The organism is Methyloglobulus sp., from assembly GCF_040079455.1.
In the GTDB taxonomy this organism is placed as follows: domain Bacteria; phylum Pseudomonadota; class Gammaproteobacteria; order Methylococcales; family Methylomonadaceae; genus Methyloglobulus.
On the sequence record NZ_JBEBKJ010000006.1, the window covers coordinates 1 to 18,134 of the forward strand.

The following is an 18,134-nucleotide window of genomic DNA, read 5'->3' on the forward strand; positions in this document are numbered from 1 at the left end:
ACCACCTGCATAATATCGCCATCGGTGATGTACTCTTTGGCTTTTAGTACCGCATTTTTATAGCCCTCTTCCGTAAAACCGGAGACAAAGTCTGATTCCCGCACCCGCACAGACTTGTTATGCTTGGCCGGTTCAGCTTTTAGCTCACGTAATCTTCTTGCTAGGTCATCTAATCGGGCGACAGCCAGGTTATATGCATCGTCTTCTTCGGGATTGGCATGGGTGAGCAACAGCATTTTGCCGGACAGGTTGTCGAACACCAATATTTCTTCCGAAACCATCAGCAAAATATCAGGACAACCTAAAGGATCAGCCTTATCTGCACGTAAACGCGGCTCGATATAAGCAACGGTTTCATAGCCGAAATAACCGACCAAGCCACCGCTAAAGCGTGGTAATTCTTCAATGTCCGGTACTTTATAACGATCTTTGAAGGCTTCAATCCAGGTTAAAGGATTGTCGTGAGTTACGCTTTCAAGCACCTCGCCATCTTTTTCCAGCCGGATTTCATTGCCAGTAATTTTTACTAACGTCTTACAAGGCAAGCCAATAATAGAATAACGCCCCCATTGCTCACCGCCGTGGACAGATTCAAACAGATAAGAATATGGGCCATCGGCCAGTTTTAGGTACGCGCTTAAGGGCGTATCTAAATCAGCCAGGATTTCCCGGCAGATGGGGATGCGGTTATAGCCCTGCCTGGCGTAGGTGTTGAATTGTTCGGGGGTCATGGATTATTCAAATATTTGTAAACGGTTTATTTTTGATAACGACCGAAAGTGTTTATCCAACGAATAAACCGAAAGGTTATTTTGCACTGCGTTTTGGGTTATAAGTAAATCCGGTATTCCTATGCCGTTTATTCCTGAACTCAAACACATCGTTTGCCATTGAATGATTTGATTCCAGTCTATAACAAGCGGAAATAAAACGATATTTTTAAGCAACTCAATTATCTTGGCTTGTTTTTTTAAAAGCAACAAAGGTATAAGTTCGGCAAGGATAATATCGTTTATGACGACGCGATCATCCAAGAGCAAATCATCAAGCTTTAAGGAAAGCTCTCCTTTTTTAAAAAAATCGATCCAAATTGACGTATCAACCAATATTTGCATTACGATTTCGGAGTGTATCCAGGTCTATTTCCAAGTCAACCTTCCCTTTGTAATTTCTCAAGGACGCAACTTTTTTTCGTCTAAGCAAATCTTGCAGCGCATAGATAACCACTTCGGATTTTGTTTTCATATTGAGCGTGTACATTGCTTCATTAATTAAATCATCAGGTAAATTGAGAGTTGTTTTCATATTCACTCCTCCTTAATTCAGGTGGTTATGTAGGTTGGGTTAGGCGCGCAAAACAATCAAACTTTGAATTTGTACGGGATATTGGGCGCGTCGTAACCCAACATTCGGCGGTTAATATGTCAGCCAATGTTGGGTTACGGCGCACGGGTAAATCGGTTGTCATTTTAAGGTGATTTGTTTTGTGCACCTAACCCAACCTACGAACTGTTAACCTTTCCAAAGCCCAGTCATCAGCTAATGATTTTATTAATGCATCCTCATTAAGATACATGGTATACCTATTAATATTCATATCATGCAGTTCTCTCATTAATTCAACTTTCACATCCTTGCTTATATTTATTTCGAGTAATTTATCTTTATTATGCTGGTCTTCCATCGCCCTCATAAAAGGTATAAATTTCCATTCGTCAATATGTTCAATGGGAAGAAGATAATTTGATTGTTGTGCAAAATGGCGTTTACCAGCTTCGACATATCTGCCAATTCTTCTTAATTCCGGAATATTATTTCCATGTACGCTAACTTGAGAAGCGTATAAAAAAACTTTTCCGTTTACCCTTTTATCTATTTTTGGCTGATTAAAATCTTCACACGCGAAGAATAGTGCTATAAAACATGACATTGAGAAATCAACTAACGGTGTCGGAAAAGCATGATGTCTTAAATATGCCAAATACTCCATTTCAGGCAATTCAAAAGATCCTTCATCATAGCGACTAAAATCAAATGGATAACCAGATATTGTAAATTTTCTTTCAAAATGATTTTCAATAATGGGGTTAATTAAAGGTTTATACCTATCAATAGTTCTGTAGTATTCCTTGCATTCAATTTCGCTAACTCCATACCTTTCAAGCGATGATTCAATTTTCCAACTTTCGTCACTTTGCCCCCTAAAAAGGATTGTTGTTTCCTGACCCAGATCACTCCTTAACTGCAAAATTTCTTTTCGATAGTCTTCTATTGAATCGATTATCATTGATTCTACAGTTCTGTAGGGCTAGACTTTCGCCATCTCCGCCCGCATTTCGTCAATAATCGCCTTATAATCCGGCTTGCCGAAGATGGCGGAACCGGCGACGAAGGTATCGGCTCCAGCGGCTTTAATCGCGCCAATGTTGGCACCGTTAACGCCGCCGTCGATTTCCAGGCGGATGTTAAAACCGCTGTCGTCAATACGTTTTCTGACTTGGCGCAGCTTGTCGAGGGCGGAAGGCAGGAATGATTGTCCGCCAAACCCAGGGTTGACCGACATCAACAAGATCATGTCCAGCTTATCCATCACATAATCCAAGTGATTTAATGGTGTGCCAGGGTTGAACACTAAACCCGCTTTGCAGCCGCAATCTTTAATCAGTTGCAAAGTGCGGTCGATATGCACAGAACCTTCGGGATGGAAAGTGATGAAAGTCGCACCTGCTTTGGCAAAATCAGGGATGATGCGGTCTACGGGTTCGACCATTAGATGCACGTCGATGGGTGCGGTAACGCCATGCTTACGCAGGGCTTCGCAGACCAAGGGGCCGATGGTCAGGTTAGGCACAAAATGGTTGTCCATTACGTCAAAATGGACAACGTCTGCACCAGCTTTTAATACGTTATCGACTTCCTCACCCAATTTGGCAAAGTTAGCAGACAGGATGGAAGGGGCTATCCAGTTTTCGTTCATTTTTTCGATCCTCTAGGTTAAATATGGCGATTATATCTTTTTTTTGGTGTTTCATCTTCGTTATACAATAGCTGACCTAAAAATTGCACAAGGCATATTCTTATGAAGCTGGTCTCTTTTACCCATAACAATTATTCCCGTTTTGGCGCAGTGGTCGATAACGAGGTTGTCGATGGCGTTGGCGAAATGAATATTCCAGAGGCAATGATTAATTTTTTAGCCGCAGGAGAACCGGCACTTTCGGCTATGCGAAAACGCATAGACACTGGAAAGCACCGGATTCCTTTAGCAGAAGTCAAAATACAAGCCCCAATACCCAGACCAGGAAAATATCTGGCTATCAGCCTTAACTACGCCGACCATATCGCCGAAACCGGACGTGACAGGCCGGAATTCCCCAGCTTTTTTACTAAACAAAGCACTTGCATTATTGCCCACGGTAATGCCATTCACCTGCCAAAAGTATCTGACAAGCTGGATTATGAAGGCGAACTGGCGTTTGTTATTGGCAAACGTTGCCGCCATGTGCCGGTGGATGAGGCTTATAAAGTGATTGCGGGGTTTACGATTGCCAATGATGTCTCGGTGCGGGATTGGCAGTTCCGTTCACCGACCTTTACCGTCGGTAAATCCTTCGACACTTGCGGCCCACTAGGCCCGTGGCTGATGACTAACGATGAAATTGGCGATCCACATAATCTTAATATCAAGACATGGGTTGATGCTGAGTTACGGCAAGATTCCAATACCCGCCACATGCTGTTTAATTGCTATGAGATGATCGCTTACCTGTCGCAAGCCATGACTTTAGAGCCAGGTGATGTGATTAGCACGGGAACACCTAGCGGCGTGGGCGTAAAGATGGAACCTCGTGGATATTTGAAGCCAGGGCAAACGGTTAGCGTTGAGATTGAAGGGATTGGGACGTTAAGTAATCCGGTGATTGATGAACCTCGTTAAAGGGATTATTAGGGAATCTCTAATAAGCCCCTCTCCCTCAGGGAGAGGGCTAGGGTGAGGGTTGTAAATGCTTGCTTTTAAATCCCTCATCCCGACCTTCTCCCAGAGGGAGAAGGGGTTCTTTGGATTATTAGAGATTTCCAAAACTTTACGCCTTGGCAGCGTGTTTTGCCAATGCAGATTCGAGGGGGAATTTATCCTCCTGTCTTTTGGGTACATGAAATATAACCGTCACCATCAAGCCGCCAAGTTGTGATACGCCCAGTGTTAATTCAGCGCAATACATGGTCGTAATTCTTTCCACAATCGAAAAACCTAGTCCACTGCCCTGCGCTGTATGGGCATTTTCTACGCAACGATGAAAGCGTTTCAGGGAGTTTTCGTATTGATCCGGCGGGATACCTGGACCAGAATCTTCCACCCTGAATTGTAACTGCTTTTCACTCCCTTCCATATAAATCATGATATTACCATCGACGGGAGTGTACTTGATGGCATTATCAATAATGTTTCTGACCAAAATAGTAATAAGCTGGGTGTTGGCCATAATAGGCACGGCATTGTGTTCAACAAATTCGATTTGAATACGTTTTTTGTGCGCCGCAGGTTCTAGTTCGGTAATTACTTGAATAATTTCCCGATTCATAATGGTAATTTCTTTGGTGAGATATTCTTTGCCGGACTCGATACGCGAAAACGTTAGTAATTGCTGAACCATGTAGGTCATTCTGTGGACAGCTTGAGAGATGCGTAGCAGTGCCTGCTTGCGTACCGCTTCATCGGTTGTTCGCAGTGCCACTTGGGCTTGGGTTAACAATCCTGCCAAAGGCGTTCTTAGCTCATGTGAGGCATCCGCCGTAAATCGACGCTCGTGTTCAAAAGCTTGTTCAAGCTGTGCGAATAGAATATTGATTTCATTAACAACAGGTACGACTTCCTGGGGTAATTTTTTGGTATATAAGGGCTTTAGGAAACTGACTTCGCGTTTGGATAACGCCCGTTCCAAACGAATAAGCGGCTTTAAAGAATACCCAACGATAAACCAGATTACGATACCGAGTATCGGTAAACCAATTAGCAACTGGGTAATCAATTGTTTGGAAATATCATCCGTTAATTGAGCCCGTATCTCCTCTTTTTGAGCGACATGAATGACATAACTGCCAGCGGCATTAGTAATACTGAATACATGCCATAATTGATCGTCTATTTTCTTTTCGGTGAACCCGCCAATAGATGAAGAAAAAGCAAAGTTGGGGGTGTTTTCTGACCGAAGCAGTAAGCCCCTTTCACTCGAAAATAACTGAAAAGCTATTTTTCTTTCGGATTTATGGCCAAAAGCGTCGGTTTGCAGCAGTTCGTCAAAAACATTCGATAAAAAATCTTCATTATTAGCTGCGCCAAGTCCCAAAACTGGAAATTTCAGTGCATTCTTTGAGTGCAATAACAACCCGTAATTTTCAGATTTGAGCTGGGATACGATTTTTCGGTCATAATCCTGGCCTAATTCGTGGCTTTCAGTTAGTTTTAAGCGCTCTTCTAAAAAAGCCATCAACACCTTGCCTGACTGGGCTAATTCAGCGTCAAAAATAGTGGCGATTTCATTACGGGTTAAACGGTAATTGATATAGGAAGTAATCCCCCATATCAGCATAGATGCTGATAGCAACGTTACCAGCAATAACTGTCGTAGGGAATAATTCATTCTTCTTCATCTGAATCAGAACTCGTATCATTTTCTGAATCTATGATATAGCCGACCCCCCTAACCGTACGGATAATGGCAGGGTCGAGTTTTTTTCTGAGATAGTGGATATGCACTTCCACCGTGTTGCTTTCGATATCGGAACTCCAGGAGTACAGGCTTTCCTCGAGCCTTGCGCGGGATACCACGCGGCCAATATTGCCCATAAGAAAACTGAGGATCTCAAATTCTTTCTGGGATAGCTCCACATTTTCGTCGTTGAAAGTGACCTGATGTGAGGCAGGATCTAAGACAATCCCTTGATGCTCAATAGTTGGCGTACTTCTGCCTTCATTTCTCCGTGCCAATGCCCTTAATCTAGCGCAGACCTCATCCAATTCGAAAGGCTTGATGACAAAATCATCCGCGCCACTGTCCAAACCTTCCACTCGGTCAGGTACGGTATCTCTGGCAGTCAGCACCAATACGGGCGTTTCATCCTTACGAGCCCTTAACTCCCGTAAGATGGTCATTCCATCCATATCGGGCAAGTTCAGATCCAGGACGACCAGTTCATAGCAATTCATTTTTAGCGCTTCATCAGCAAGCTTGCCATTGGTTAGCCAGTCTACGGCATAGCCTTCCATTTTTAAACCTTCGACTAGGCCATCGCCTAAAATCTCATCATCTTCTACTAATAAAAGTCGCATGTGACCTCATAAAATTGTGACTATTAATCACAACAACGTAAACAAAAAAAGTTAACCCTTGCTTAAGACTTATTCTAGCTCTCCAGGAATAATAAAATTAGCGGGGTTCATTAGATGCCGTTAATGATAAACTGACTGCCGAATTAATAAAATACCTGAGTTTATATTGCCACCACTTAGTCTATACGTTCATATCCCTTGGTGTATTAAAAAATGCCCTTACTGTGATTTTAATTCACATGCAGCCAAAGCGAATTTACCAGAATCAGCCTATATTGATGCCTTGCTGAATGACTTAACTGCTGACCTAGAACGCTACGCCATAACCCGCCCCATCCATAGCATCTTTATCGGTGGTGGCACCCCCAGCCTGTTTTCTCCTGAATCTTTAGACTGTTTGATTTCTGGAATCAGGCAGCACGTTAAGTTTGAAGAAACCCTGGAAATCACCCTGGAAGCTAACCCTGGCACATTTGAAAGCGAAAAATTTAAAGAGTTCAATGCCTTGGGTATCAACCGCTTATCTATAGGAATTCAAAGCTTTAATGATGATTTGTTGGCAAAACTGGGCCGTGTCCACTCTGGGCAAAATGCCATCAGGGCAGCAGAAATAGCACATGATGCAGGATTTGCCAATTTTAACCTGGACTTGATGTTCGGCTTGCCCGGTGCAGTTCCTGGCGATAGCGAACAAGATGTGAAAACAGCAATCGACCTTAAGCCCACGCATATTTCTTTTTACCAGTTAACCCTAGAACCCAACACCTTATTCCATAAATACCCGCCCAAACTCCCCGACGACGAGTTTATCTACACTACCCAAAAGAATTGCCAAGGTTTATTGACCGATAACAACTATCAGCAATATGAAATTTCTGCATATAGCCAGCCTGGTAAAGAATGTCGCCATAATCTCAATTATTGGCAGTTTGGCGATTATCTGGGTATCGGTGCGGGTGCGCACGGCAAGATTACTAACAGATTGCCAAATCAGATCATTCGCAGCTTTAAAGCCAAAAGCCCTGAGCTTTACCTACAAAACCCATCTCAAGGCGGCGGTAGCCAAACCATCGCCTTTCATGAACTACCGTTGGAATTTATCATGAACCAATTGCGGCTGCGATGCGGATTCACCTTAAACCATTACCAAAACATGACCGGATTGGCCGCAACCACCTTGCAACCCACATTGTCCGATTGCCAGAAACAAGGCTTAGTCACGCTTGAAAACGGCTATTATGCGTGTACGGATAAAGGCTGGGATTTTTTGGATACGGTTTTGGGGAGGTTTGTTGCTTGAAAAATCGTAGCTATGGCCTAATTCTGTTAAGTTGAGAATGCGCCCCCTCTCCTGCTGGACGACTTGCATGATTAAAACCAAGCAACTTACTCCAGTTTTTATTAGAATAGGAATTCTAGTGAAAAAATGGGTGAAGTAGACCGATACGACTTTGGTTTATTCAATAAAACCGTCATGCAGCAATGGTCGCTTCACCTAGCTTTTTATAACTCGAACAGTTGCCAGGAACACGTTGTGATTCCGCATTTAAAGTTATGCATTCAAAATTCAAGCGAAAATTTTCTTTCTTTCTACCACTTTAGTCCACGCAGCCGCTAGGCCAACTATGGGTACTACACCGCCGACGAAGGCGTTTGTTAGAGATGATCAGCTTTGGACTTTAAATTTTAATAAAACAACTCACAAGTATGTACTTCCCGTATGTTGGGAGAATTTGAGTGAAGTCAACGATACCGTACATCATCCTGGCTGGAGTCAACGCCGAATAAACACCATAAACTATGCCAATGCTGCTTGGGGTGATATAACCAATTCCAGTACTAATCCCAATCCAACTGGCAACGGGTCAGCAGCATTGATATATTTTAGGGATATGGGGCAGTACCCCGATGTTAGGGTGCTTTTTCGAGGTGTTAGAATATTGGTAAGTTCAACCTATAAACTTCTATTACCAGATGATCGTCTTCTACCTCCTCCCTATACAAGAGCATTAGGAAGAAATTTAACTAATATAGTTCATGGTCTTGTTTTAGATTTTGATAATAAGTTGATTTATAACGCCAATATCAGTACTTTTAAAGGTTGCAAAGCTCAATTAATTAGTGAAGAAAACTGCTACAAAGTTGTTTCCGTGCATGAATTTGGTCACGTTCTTGGTATGTCACACGAACAGGATAGAAGCGATGAACCTTTGCCTTACCGAACAATGGCTTGTGGCACGAATGATCCATCACCAGTATTAGGTCATATCACATTTGGTAATTTGCGTATTGGTGTCAATGATGATCAATCGATCATTGCTTATTGTAATTTGAATCACTTTCGAAATCCTGCTTTGAGTGTCAGAGACAAAATAGTTCTAAGAGCGTTTTACGGCAACATGCCAAGTCTAAATACCTCAGTAGGCTGGGACAATCATGTAGGCAAAGGTATTGAGATTATCCGCACTCCCAGTTTGAAAATTGGTTCCACCTACTACAATGCGGAACTTAGAAAAATAACCGATGCTAACCATGACGGCATTTACGACAATGCATTTACGCTAGTGAAAACACCAATCTCTGGTAATGTCAACGTTTCCAATTGCCCTGTGTCGGTTGTCAATGGAGTGATGGACATCAAAATGGCTAAACGAACAGTCAGTAATCCCCTTTATCCATATCCTTTTGGCAAGGTTTATTATTTGGGGGAGTTGAAGGCTATCCCAGGGACTGCTGATAAATGGGCGGTAACAAGTAATTACGGTAGTTACAACGCTCAATACCCGATCACACAGCAAAATTAAATAATTATTTAATTTCAAAAACATGTGGTTCGCCGAACATTTATACAGCAAGTAGGCAATAAATATTAAGAGACCTTTGCACGACCCCAAGCCCCAAAACGGGTAAAATAGAACTTTATTCAAGACCGAGCAACAGCCTATGTCCTGGAAGAACCTAGCCAGTTTAAGTGACGCCCTTGTCAAGCACCATGTAGCCTTGGAAGAACTGGACGGCATCCACCAGTTGATTGATTGGCGGGAAATAGAACAGCAGATGTCCGGCATCCATGCCAAGAAACAGGGCGAGCAGGCCTGGCCGCCGTTGCTGATGTTCTCGGCAATTGCTTCTGCATTGCCCTACCTCCTGCATCCCTGCGGTCGAAGGCCTTGTTGCTGCAAAGCTGGTATGGGCTAAGTGACCCTGGGCTGGAGAAGCAACTGGCGCGGGACTTGATGTTCCGGCGCTTCATCAACCTGGGGTTAAGCGAAAGCGTACCCGACCACAGCACGGTCTGGCGGTTCCGCAACACCTTGACTAAGCAGGGCTTGCTGGACACCTTATTGTCGGAAGTCAACCGTAAGCTGTCGGCCAAGGGGCTGTACATCAAGACCGGCGAAGCCGTCATCGTCGATGCCACCGTCATCGAGGCCAAACAGAGCCGCCCGCGCAAGGGCAAGGGCGGCGGGAACACCCAAGACAGCGAAGTCGGTTACAGCGTCAAGGCCGCCGCCGACGGCTATACCCCCGGCAACGAACATGACTCGCATTCCCTCAAAAAACTGCTGACCACTACCGAGGAACAAGTATATGCCGACAAAGCCTACGCCAGCGCCGAACATGACCGACTTCTAGCCAAGCGCAACACCGGCAACCGCGTCCTGCACAAGGCCAGGCGCAACCAGCCGCTGAATGAACAGCAAAAACACCTGAACCGCCAATGGTCAAGCGTCCGCTGCACCGTCGAGCGCGTGTTCGGCATCCTCAAGCAACACTGTCGCCTAGCCAAGGCGCGTTACTCGGGGCTGCAACGCAACCCAAGCCCGGTTCATGCTGGCGGCGATGGCCTACAACATCAAGCGCGGCGTGGCGGTCCAGGCCGAGATGCTGGCGTTTGCAGGATAACTCCGCCCAATGCACGGAAAACGGCGAAAAATAGCCAAGGGTTTATGAAAAATTGCGCGATAAATGCGTATTCCAGCCGAATACTGCCCATTAAGGTGAATGCCCATTCAAAAAAATCGGCATTTGATTAACCTGCCGGAGTTTCTATTCTCCGTGCAAAGGTCTCTTGTAAATTATCAAGTTGTTCTATTTTTTTAACCGTAGCTTCTTTGGTATACGAATTTGCAAGTTAACTCTTTATGGAGTAGATAGAAAAGAGGATAACGGCTACAGGCGCTATCTTCATTTGTGTGGCCATTAATAAAGGGCGATTAGCCGAATTAGGATTGAATAAACTTGTTAGCAGTTAATCGTCAGAAAGTTTTTTCGCTTCATTTAAAAGCCATAAAAATCATTGGCTTGTTTTGCAGTATGACTTCCTGAAAAAGATGCGGGTTAATGGTGACGCCATCAGCCCGCATTGAGAGAGGAAGGGTGCAGACCTATGAGAGGATGAACAAACCCACACAAGCTACGCAGAATATTAAGCAATTATAGTGCCAATTATTTCGAGTAATTTATGATTTTTTTGATGTTGCTATAAGCCCGTGAAGCACCTAATTATGTAGGCGTATCTTTTTGATAATTAATGAATAACTTAGGATTTATCGTCGCCGCGCAATAGCTTTGTGATTTTTTGGAAAAGCCTACATTTACTGGGTGAAATGCAAGAAATTAAAAGAGCTGTGTTATATGACGCACTTTTCAGGATTTTATGCAGTGCTGAAAGCCGCATGAACCGTGCCTTTCAGAAAAAAGTGTGTCATATGACACAGTAGGTGTGTGATATGACACAGTTTAATTGATGAGGTATCGCCGTTTAGTGTAGCAATGGCGAACTTTGAAGGTTTTAGGTAAAAAATTGAATGAACAAGCTTAATCATTTTTTTTTAACAAGCTACGGTATGTTTTGCCAGCACCAAGTTGTGTTTCTATTGCTTACTGTAAAAGTACAAAATGGATTAATCCAGCATACTTTATGGTTAACCAGGGTTTTCGGTTAGCCAATTACTCAAATTGGCAAATTCAAATAGGGAAATAGTCTCTGCTCTTGCCACTGGATCAATTCCTAAGCTAACAAGGCAATCCTCGCTGATAAGCTTTTTCAGTGAGTTTCTCAGGGTTTTTCGGCGTTGCGAAAATGCTTGGGTGACGACTTGTTTGAATATGACCAGATCATTGACCACCACAGGCGGCTTGGGGTGAGGTATTAATTTTATGACGGCTGACATGACTTTCGGTGAGGGATCGAAGCTCTCAGGATAGACTTCAAACAAACATTCTGCCGCACAGTAATACTGCATCATCACGCTTAGCCTACCGTATTTTTTACTACCTGGAACCGCACAAATCCGGTCAACCACTTCTTTTTGTAGCATAAACTGCATGTCCGAAACGCAACTGGCATTTTCCAGGAGGTGAAATAACAAGGGTGTGGAAATGTTGTAAGGCAAGTTACCGATGATGCGTAGTTTTTCTTCTGGTTTAGCGAGTGCGGAAAAATCAAATTTCAGGGCATCGGCGCTGTGTATGGTCAAATTCTTATTATCTTTGAATTTATCCTTTAGTAATCTCACCAAATCCCTGTCCAGCTCCACCACATCTAGCGTGATGTTTTTTTCCAGCAAAGGCACAGTTAAAGCACCCTGACCTGGACCTATTTCAACCCAGTGTTCACCTAGCCTTATTTGCAAGCTGGCAAGAATGTTGGCAATTACAGAGTAATCATGCAGAAAATTCTGACCAAAGCGCTTGCGTGGAGTATGTGTGGTATTAGGCATGGGTATTGGTCATCATTAGTGCGGTTTCCAGGGCGTAACGCAAACTGCCTGAATCGGTCAATCCCGAACCTGCTAAATCCAGCGCGGTGCCATGATCAACAGAGGTACGAATAATCGGCAAACCTAATGTAATATTCGCGGCGCGCCCAAAACCCATGTGCTTGAGGACAGGTAAACCTTGGTCATGGTACATGGCTAAGACTGCATCAGCCTTATCAAGATATTTGGGTGTGAATAACGTGTCGGCAGGCAGTGGTCCGTCAAGATTCATGCCTTGCTTACGCAAGCCATTCAGCACGGGTTCGATCATGTCAATTTCTTCCCTACCTAAATAGCCGTTTTCACCTGCGTGTGGATTCAATCCACAAACCAGTATCCTTGGGTTATTGATAGAAAATCGAGTGCGAAGATCATAATCCAGTGTTCGGATTACTTGCCTCAACCTTGTATGCGTAATCGCTCGTGGGACTTCAGACAGGGGCAAGTGAATAGTCACCAAGGCAACCCGTAGGCCTGGCGTTGCCAGCATCATGACTGGATTGCCGCCGGTAATAGCAGCGATAAATTCGGTATGGCCTGTGAACGCAATTCCAGCATCATTAATGACGCCCTTATGCACAGGGGCGGTTACCATTCCATCAAACAAGCCTTTCACACAACCTTGGGCAGCCTTGGTGATGGTCTTTAATACATAACGGCTATTGGCTGTGTTTAGCTGACCTGCACTAACTGGAGCGACTAGCTCGACGGGCATTACGGTCAGTTGGCCCGCTTTGTTTACTTCTATGGGTGCATCATCATTGAATTCGACTATCCTTAAAGGTAAACCTAAACGCTTAGCACGTTCTTGCAGTAAGTCGGGGCTTGCTATGGTAACCAGTTGGCAAGGCAAATCAGATTGCGCCAGCGCAATACACAAATCAGGACCGATGCCTGCCGGTTCGCCAGGGGTTAACGCGATGCGGTTTAGGTTTTGTGCCATGAGCGCTATGCAAAAATGAGAGATTTTACAACATAAAAAGCTAACAAAGATTTTTAAAGCCACTTGTAAACCCGTTTTTTAATACTAGACTTCCTACCTAACGCTCGCTAGGGCTTTGTTTATGAACTTAAAAGAACCCATTCTCACCAAAGCTATTTTATTGTTTGCCGAAAAAGGCTTTGCCGGATTATCCATGCGCCAGTTAGCTAAGGAAATAGGGATAAGCGTTGCAACCATTTATCATCATTTTCCTGACAAGCAAAGCTTATATCAAGAAGCCGTTCTTTTTGCCTTTTCTGACAAAGAACAGATTTTTACCGAATTGTGGGACAGGCCAAGCTCGGCAGAACAAAAGTTGTCAGATTTTATTCGAATAACGACTGAATTCTTAGTACAAGACCGTGATTTTCATCGACTTATACAGCGTGAAATCCTGGATGCCAACCCTGAAAGGATGCGCTTGTTGGCACAAACTGTGTTTAAAAAACAATTCGAGTTTTTATTGCTCTTATCCGCAGAACTAGCACCAGGACGCGATACCCATTTGACGGCTATCTCCATCGTAAGCCTGGTTAAGCATCAGCTTGAAATGCTACCCTTACGGAGGCATTTATTTGGCTGGAAGCCCGAGCATGAAGCACCTGAAGTTATTACTGAACATGTGACTGGTTTGTTGCTGATGGGACCTAAGGGATAAGTCATGAAAAATAACCAGGGGATTACAGTATTATCGAATTTTGTGATTTTACATCCGTGGTGGGTATTGCTACTTACCTTAAGTATCACCCTGACGATGGCGGCAGGGATGAAAAACCTGGGGTTCAATAACAACTACCAAGTTTATTTTGGAGAGGACAATCCGCAGTTGTTGGCATTTGAAGCCATTCAAAAAACTTATAACAAATCTGACAACATAATGTTTGTAATCGCCCCCGATGACGGAACGGTTTTTACTAACCATGCGTTACAAGCCGTTGTCGAACTTACAAAAAAAGCGTGGCAGTTACCATATTCCAACCGCGTCGATTCAATCAGCAATTTTCAGAATATCGTAGCCAAACAGGATGATTTAATTGTTGGTAATCTTATCACAAGCCCTCAAACACTTGACATTGCAGAACGGGAGCAAATTAAAAATACTGTTTTACACGATCCTGAACTGGCCGATTATCTGATTTCTAAAACTGGCCATGTGACGGGTGTAAACGTTACCGTACAGCTACCGAAAACATCCGAGTCTGAATCATTGGATGTAGCCATTCAAGCCAGGCAACTTGCGCGGGAAATTGAAAGCAGTTATCCAGACATTAAAGTGTATTTGTCAGGCGGTATGATGCTAAATAACGCCTTTTTTGAAAGCGTAATGAATGATAATAAAACGCTGATACCGCTAATGCTAGGCATCATATTACTGGTTTTGTTATTGTGCCTTAGATCAATCTCGGCTACCGTTGCCGTAGTGATGCTATTGGGGCTTTCAGTTATCGGTGCTTTAGGAGTAGTAGGCTGGCTGGGTTGGGATTTGAATCCGACATCAGCCGTCGCGCCGACGATTATCCTGACCATGGCTGTTGCCGATTGCATACATATTATGGTTACCCTATTGCAATCAATGCGTTTGGGTCATAACAAAAAACAGGCCATACAAGAAAGTTTGGAGGTCAATTTTAAGCCTATGTTCATCACCAGCCTGACGACAGCTATCGGTTTTGCCGCCATGAATTCCAGCGATGTGCCGCCGTTCAGTGATTTGGGCAATCTTGTTTCTATCGGCACCGCCACCGCTTGGGTGTTGGCGGTAACTTTTTTACCCGCGCTGATGGTGTTATTGCCTATACGTGTTAAAGTCAAACCTGACCCGCAGCTTATTTTTATGGATAAGCTGGCTAATTTCGTCATCGCCAAACGCAATAACTTGCTGATAATAAATGGCTTAATGGCTATTACTTTACTGGCTTGCATCCCCTTCAACGAGCTTAATGATGAGTTTGTGAAGTATTTTGATGAAACAATCGATTTCAGGCAAAACACCGACTTTATTAATGAAAATATGGGGGGCCTTTACAATATCGAGTTTTCTCTCCATTCTGGCCAGCATGGTGGAGTTAGCGAACCTGAATTTTTAAATAAAATACAGCGTTTTTCGGATTGGTTAGCCAAACAACCCGAAATAGTGCATGTAAATACGATAACTAATATCTTTAAGCGTCTGAACGAAAATATGCATGGCGGCAACCCGCAATGGTATCGCTTGCCAGAATTACGGGACTTGACCGCCCAATACTTGTTATTTTATGAAATGTCCCTGCCTTATGGCTTGGATTTAAATGACCAAATCAATATTGATAAGTCGTCACTCCGAGTGACCACACTAATGAAGGTGATGTCGTCCAATAATATGCTTACAGTTGAGAGCCGCGCTAAAGAATGGCTAATTGCAAATATGCCGGAAATTCAAACGGAAGTGGCAAGTCCGATATTGATGTTCGCGCATATTGGTGAACGCAGTATAAGAAGCATGTTGGTTGGAACAACCCTGGCACTGGTGTCAATTTCGATGATGCTAATAGTCGCTTTTCGCTCAGTCAAACTGGGTTTGATCAGCATGATTCCCAATCTGTTACCGATTGGGATTGCCTTTGGAATCTGGGGATTGCTGAATGGGCAGGTAAACATGGGCTTGTCAGTTGTGGCAAGCATGACATTGGGCATAGTGGTCGATGATACTATCCATTTTCTCAGCAAATACCAACAAGCTACACAAATAAAAGGTATGGATAGCGTGTCTGCCGTGCGTTACACATTTTCGACCATTGGAGTGGCGATGGGCATTACCTCGGTTGTGTTAGTGGCAGGTTTTATGGTGTTGAGCCTGTCACATTTTAATATCAATGGTGATATGGGGCAGCTAACAGCGATAACCATTACTGCTGCAATGCTGCTAGAATTATTCCTATTACCCCCTTTGTTGATGAGCTTTTCTTCTTCCACAACCTTGCGCCGCCATGCTGTTCCAGACTTTTAAAAACACGAGTGGCGAAAAAATGAATAAAAGTACAGTGTTTTTATTCCTGGCTTTATTTTCCAATGTGTCTTATTCCATAACTCCCGAACAACGCGGACTGGAAATTATCCAGGAAGCAGACAAACGAGATACCGGCTTTGGCGATTCCAAAGCGGATATGAAAATGATCCTAAAAAATCGCCAAGGCGAAGAAAGCATCCGCATTCTAGAGATACAAACTCTCGAAATAGTCGATGATGGTGATAAAAGCTTGATCATCTTTGACAGTCCTGCCGATGTAAAAGGCACGGCGTTTTTAAGTTTTACCCATGCCCTGATCCCTGATGACCAATGGCTGTATTTACCTGCCGTAAAACGGGTAAAACGCATTTCTTCCAGCAATAAATCTGGGCCATTTTTGGGCAGCGAGTATGCTTTCGAAGACTTAACGTCTTTTGAAGTGCCTAAGTACAGTTACAAATACCTTAAGGATGAAACTGTAGACGGTATCGGCTGCTTTATTATTGAAGCAACGCCCAAATATGAGGAATCAGGTTATACACGGGAAATACTGTGGATTGATAAAGACCGTTATATCAGCCTAAAGATCGATTATTACGACCGCAAAAACGCCTTGTTGAAAACACTTACCTTTAAAAATCATCAACAGTACCTGAAGAGATACTGGCGTGCCAGCGAGATGCTTATGGTAAATCAGCAAAATGGCAAAAGTACGGCATTGACTTGGGAAAATTACCAATTCAAGATCGGACTTACCGACCGCGATTTTGACCAAAACACTTTACAGCGGGCGCATTAGATAAAACGTGACACAAATTGCCAGGATTTGTATTGGCACGTTGCTTTTGCTGAACAGTTATGCGCTTTACGCATTGGAATTGTCAGGTTACTTAGGCATAGAAAGTTTAGGGTTTTTGCAAAACCCCTTATTCCCACAGCAACATAGCCATTATTTATCTGCTGCCATACAGCCACAACTGGTTCATGAATGGGAAAATGGCAAACAGAGCCTAACATTCGTGCCTTTTTTCCGTTTATCCCAACACGATAACCGTCGCACCCACTTCGATATCCGTGAATTGACCTGGTTGAAAGCAGCGGACACTTGGGAATTACGGACAGGGATCCGCAAAGTATTTTGGGGTATGGCTGAGTCCCAACATTTAGTTGATATAATTAACCAGACTGACCTCGTAGAAAATTTTGATATGGAAGACAAACTGGGTCAGCCCATGATTAATTTGGCGTTAATCCGCGATTGGGGAACGCTTGATTTATTTCTGCTACCAGGCTTTCGGGAACGGACGTTTGCTGGCTCCGAAGGCCACCTAAATTTCCCGATGTTAAATCAGGGGGCTGCGCGTTTTGAAAAACAGGGCATCGAAAAGCATCTCGCGTACGCTTTCCGCTGGTCTAAAGCGATAGCTGAATGGGATATGGGCTTATCCTATTTTTATGGCACCAACCGTACCCCTACCATCGTGCCAGAATTCGATCCATTAGGAAACTTAAAGCAAACCGTCCCTTTCTATGAGAACATCCATCAAACAGGACTGGATGTCCAGTACACTAAAGGAAATTGGCAGTGGAAGCTGGAAACCATTGTCCGTGCAGGGCAAGGTAAAACATTTGTGGCCGGTACTGGCGGACTGGAATATAGTTTTTATAATATATTCGAAAGTGGTTTTGATATAGGATTGTTAACCGAATATCTTTACGACAGCAGAGGCAGAAACGGTCAGACATTTTTTCAAGATGACATAATGACCGGATTACGTTTTGGTTTTAATGATGAGCAAAGTACGGAAATTTTGGCGAGCATCACGTTTGACCGCACCAGTAACACCAAATTTTACAATGTAGAAGCCAGTCGCCGTTTGGGCGAGAGTTTAAAACTAACACTTGAAGCGCGCTTTTCCTCCGGTGCAGATAAAAATGATTTCGCCTTTTTTTTGCGGCAAGATGACCATATAAGGGCAGAGTTGAGTTATCATTTTTAGCCGTGCTTATTAATATTGTTCAAAATGCCCTTAATTAAGTAGCACAGTCAGCTTGTGCTATTTTACTCAG

General features: G+C 43.6%; 17 protein-coding genes and 1 pseudogene. 9 read left to right on the top strand and 9 right to left on the bottom strand.

The window, feature by feature from the left end; all coding sequences use genetic code 11:
* The 5 genes and pseudogenes from ABL924_RS02500 to rpe form a co-directional block, all read right to left on the bottom strand.
* A pseudogene (locus ABL924_RS02500) lies at positions 1-731 on the bottom strand (anthranilate synthase component I); the annotation flags it as partial.
* 3 nt (positions 732-734) lie between these two features.
* Positions 735-1,115 carry a PIN domain-containing protein gene (locus ABL924_RS02505; protein WP_349025487.1) on the bottom strand — a complete coding sequence of 127 codons (381 nt, stop codon included), beginning with the start codon at positions 1,113-1,115 and terminating at the stop codon, positions 735-737.
* Positions 1,099-1,305 (bottom strand): type II toxin-antitoxin system VapB family antitoxin, encoded by a 207-nt coding sequence (locus ABL924_RS02510; RefSeq protein ID WP_349025488.1) that lies wholly within the window; start codon positions 1,303-1,305, stop codon positions 1,099-1,101. Before ABL924_RS02510 ends, ABL924_RS02505 begins: the two co-directional genes overlap by 17 nt.
* A gap of 187 nt (positions 1,306-1,492) precedes the next feature.
* Positions 1,493-2,287 (bottom strand): FRG domain-containing protein, encoded by a 795-nt coding sequence (locus tag ABL924_RS02515; protein ID WP_349025489.1) that lies wholly within the window; start codon positions 2,285-2,287, stop codon positions 1,493-1,495.
* A 21-nt stretch (positions 2,288-2,308) separates the two neighbouring features.
* Entirely contained in the window at positions 2,309-2,977 is a 669-nt protein-coding gene (gene rpe / locus ABL924_RS02520) for a ribulose-phosphate 3-epimerase (RefSeq protein WP_349025490.1), read from the bottom strand.
* Positions 2,978-3,079: 102 nt separating this feature from the next.
* Here rpe and ABL924_RS02525 point away from each other — a divergent pair, with 102 nt between their 5' ends.
* Positions 3,080-3,937, top strand: coding sequence for a fumarylacetoacetate hydrolase family protein (locus ABL924_RS02525; RefSeq protein ID WP_349025491.1), 858 nt, complete (start codon positions 3,080-3,082; stop codon positions 3,935-3,937).
* Positions 3,938-4,085: 148 nt separating this feature from the next.
* On the opposite strand, the gene ABL924_RS02530 is transcribed toward ABL924_RS02525, so the two are convergent.
* Positions 4,086-5,642, bottom strand: coding sequence for an ATP-binding protein (locus ABL924_RS02530; protein ID WP_349025492.1), 1,557 nt, complete (start codon positions 5,640-5,642; stop codon positions 4,086-4,088).
* Positions 5,639-6,331, bottom strand: a complete 693-nt coding sequence (locus ABL924_RS02535; protein WP_349025493.1) for a response regulator — start codon at positions 6,329-6,331, stop codon at positions 5,639-5,641. The genes ABL924_RS02530 and ABL924_RS02535 overlap by 4 nt, the downstream gene beginning before the upstream one ends.
* A 166-nt stretch (positions 6,332-6,497) precedes the next feature.
* Here ABL924_RS02535 and hemW point away from each other — a divergent pair, with 166 nt between their 5' ends.
* From hemW to ABL924_RS02555, 4 genes are all read left to right on the top strand, one after another.
* Positions 6,498-7,631, top strand: coding sequence for a radical SAM family heme chaperone HemW (gene hemW, locus ABL924_RS02540; protein ID WP_349025494.1), 1,134 nt, complete (start codon positions 6,498-6,500; stop codon positions 7,629-7,631).
* A gap of 325 nt (positions 7,632-7,956) precedes the next feature.
* Positions 7,957-9,135 carry a hypothetical protein gene (locus ABL924_RS02545; RefSeq protein WP_349025495.1) on the top strand — a complete coding sequence of 393 codons (1,179 nt, stop codon included), beginning with the start codon at positions 7,957-7,959 and terminating at the stop codon, positions 9,133-9,135.
* Between the two features lie 139 nt (positions 9,136-9,274).
* Positions 9,275-9,529 carry a hypothetical protein gene (locus ABL924_RS02550; RefSeq protein WP_349025496.1) on the top strand — a complete coding sequence of 85 codons (255 nt, stop codon included), beginning with the start codon at positions 9,275-9,277 and terminating at the stop codon, positions 9,527-9,529.
* Entirely contained in the window at positions 9,505-10,368 is an 864-nt protein-coding gene (locus ABL924_RS02555) for an IS5 family transposase (protein ID WP_349025497.1), read from the top strand. Before ABL924_RS02550 ends, ABL924_RS02555 begins: the two co-directional genes overlap by 25 nt.
* Positions 10,369-11,259: 891 nt before the next feature.
* Here ABL924_RS02555 and rsmA read toward each other — a convergent pair.
* A complete protein-coding gene (rsmA, locus tag ABL924_RS02560; protein ID WP_349025498.1) occupies positions 11,260-12,057 on the bottom strand; it encodes a 16S rRNA (adenine(1518)-N(6)/adenine(1519)-N(6))-dimethyltransferase RsmA in 798 nt (265 codons plus the stop codon).
* Positions 12,050-13,039: a 4-hydroxythreonine-4-phosphate dehydrogenase PdxA gene (gene pdxA / locus ABL924_RS02565; protein WP_349025499.1), complete on the bottom strand. Its 990-nt coding sequence runs from the start codon at positions 13,037-13,039 to the stop codon at positions 12,050-12,052. The genes rsmA and pdxA overlap by 8 nt, the downstream gene beginning before the upstream one ends.
* 121 nt (positions 13,040-13,160) lie before the next feature.
* Between pdxA and ABL924_RS02570 the strand changes: the two genes are divergently transcribed.
* Genes ABL924_RS02570 through ABL924_RS02585 form a run of 4 tightly spaced genes read left to right on the top strand, consistent with a single transcriptional unit; the run spans position 13,161 to position 18,064 of the window.
* Complete coding sequence (locus ABL924_RS02570; RefSeq protein WP_349025500.1) at positions 13,161-13,736, top strand: TetR/AcrR family transcriptional regulator; 576 nt, start codon at positions 13,161-13,163, stop codon at positions 13,734-13,736.
* 3 nt (positions 13,737-13,739) lie between these two features.
* Positions 13,740-16,064 carry an MMPL family transporter gene (locus ABL924_RS02575; protein ID WP_349025501.1) on the top strand — a complete coding sequence of 775 codons (2,325 nt, stop codon included), beginning with the start codon at positions 13,740-13,742 and terminating at the stop codon, positions 16,062-16,064.
* 19 nt (positions 16,065-16,083) lie between these two features.
* On the top strand, positions 16,084-16,863 hold the full coding sequence (locus tag ABL924_RS02580) for an outer membrane lipoprotein-sorting protein (RefSeq protein ID WP_349025502.1): 780 nt from the start codon (positions 16,084-16,086) through the stop codon (positions 16,861-16,863).
* A gap of 7 nt (positions 16,864-16,870) precedes the next feature.
* Positions 16,871-18,064 carry a hypothetical protein gene (locus ABL924_RS02585; protein WP_349025503.1) on the top strand — a complete coding sequence of 398 codons (1,194 nt, stop codon included), beginning with the start codon at positions 16,871-16,873 and terminating at the stop codon, positions 18,062-18,064.
* The last annotated feature ends 70 nt before the right edge of the window (positions 18,065-18,134 follow it).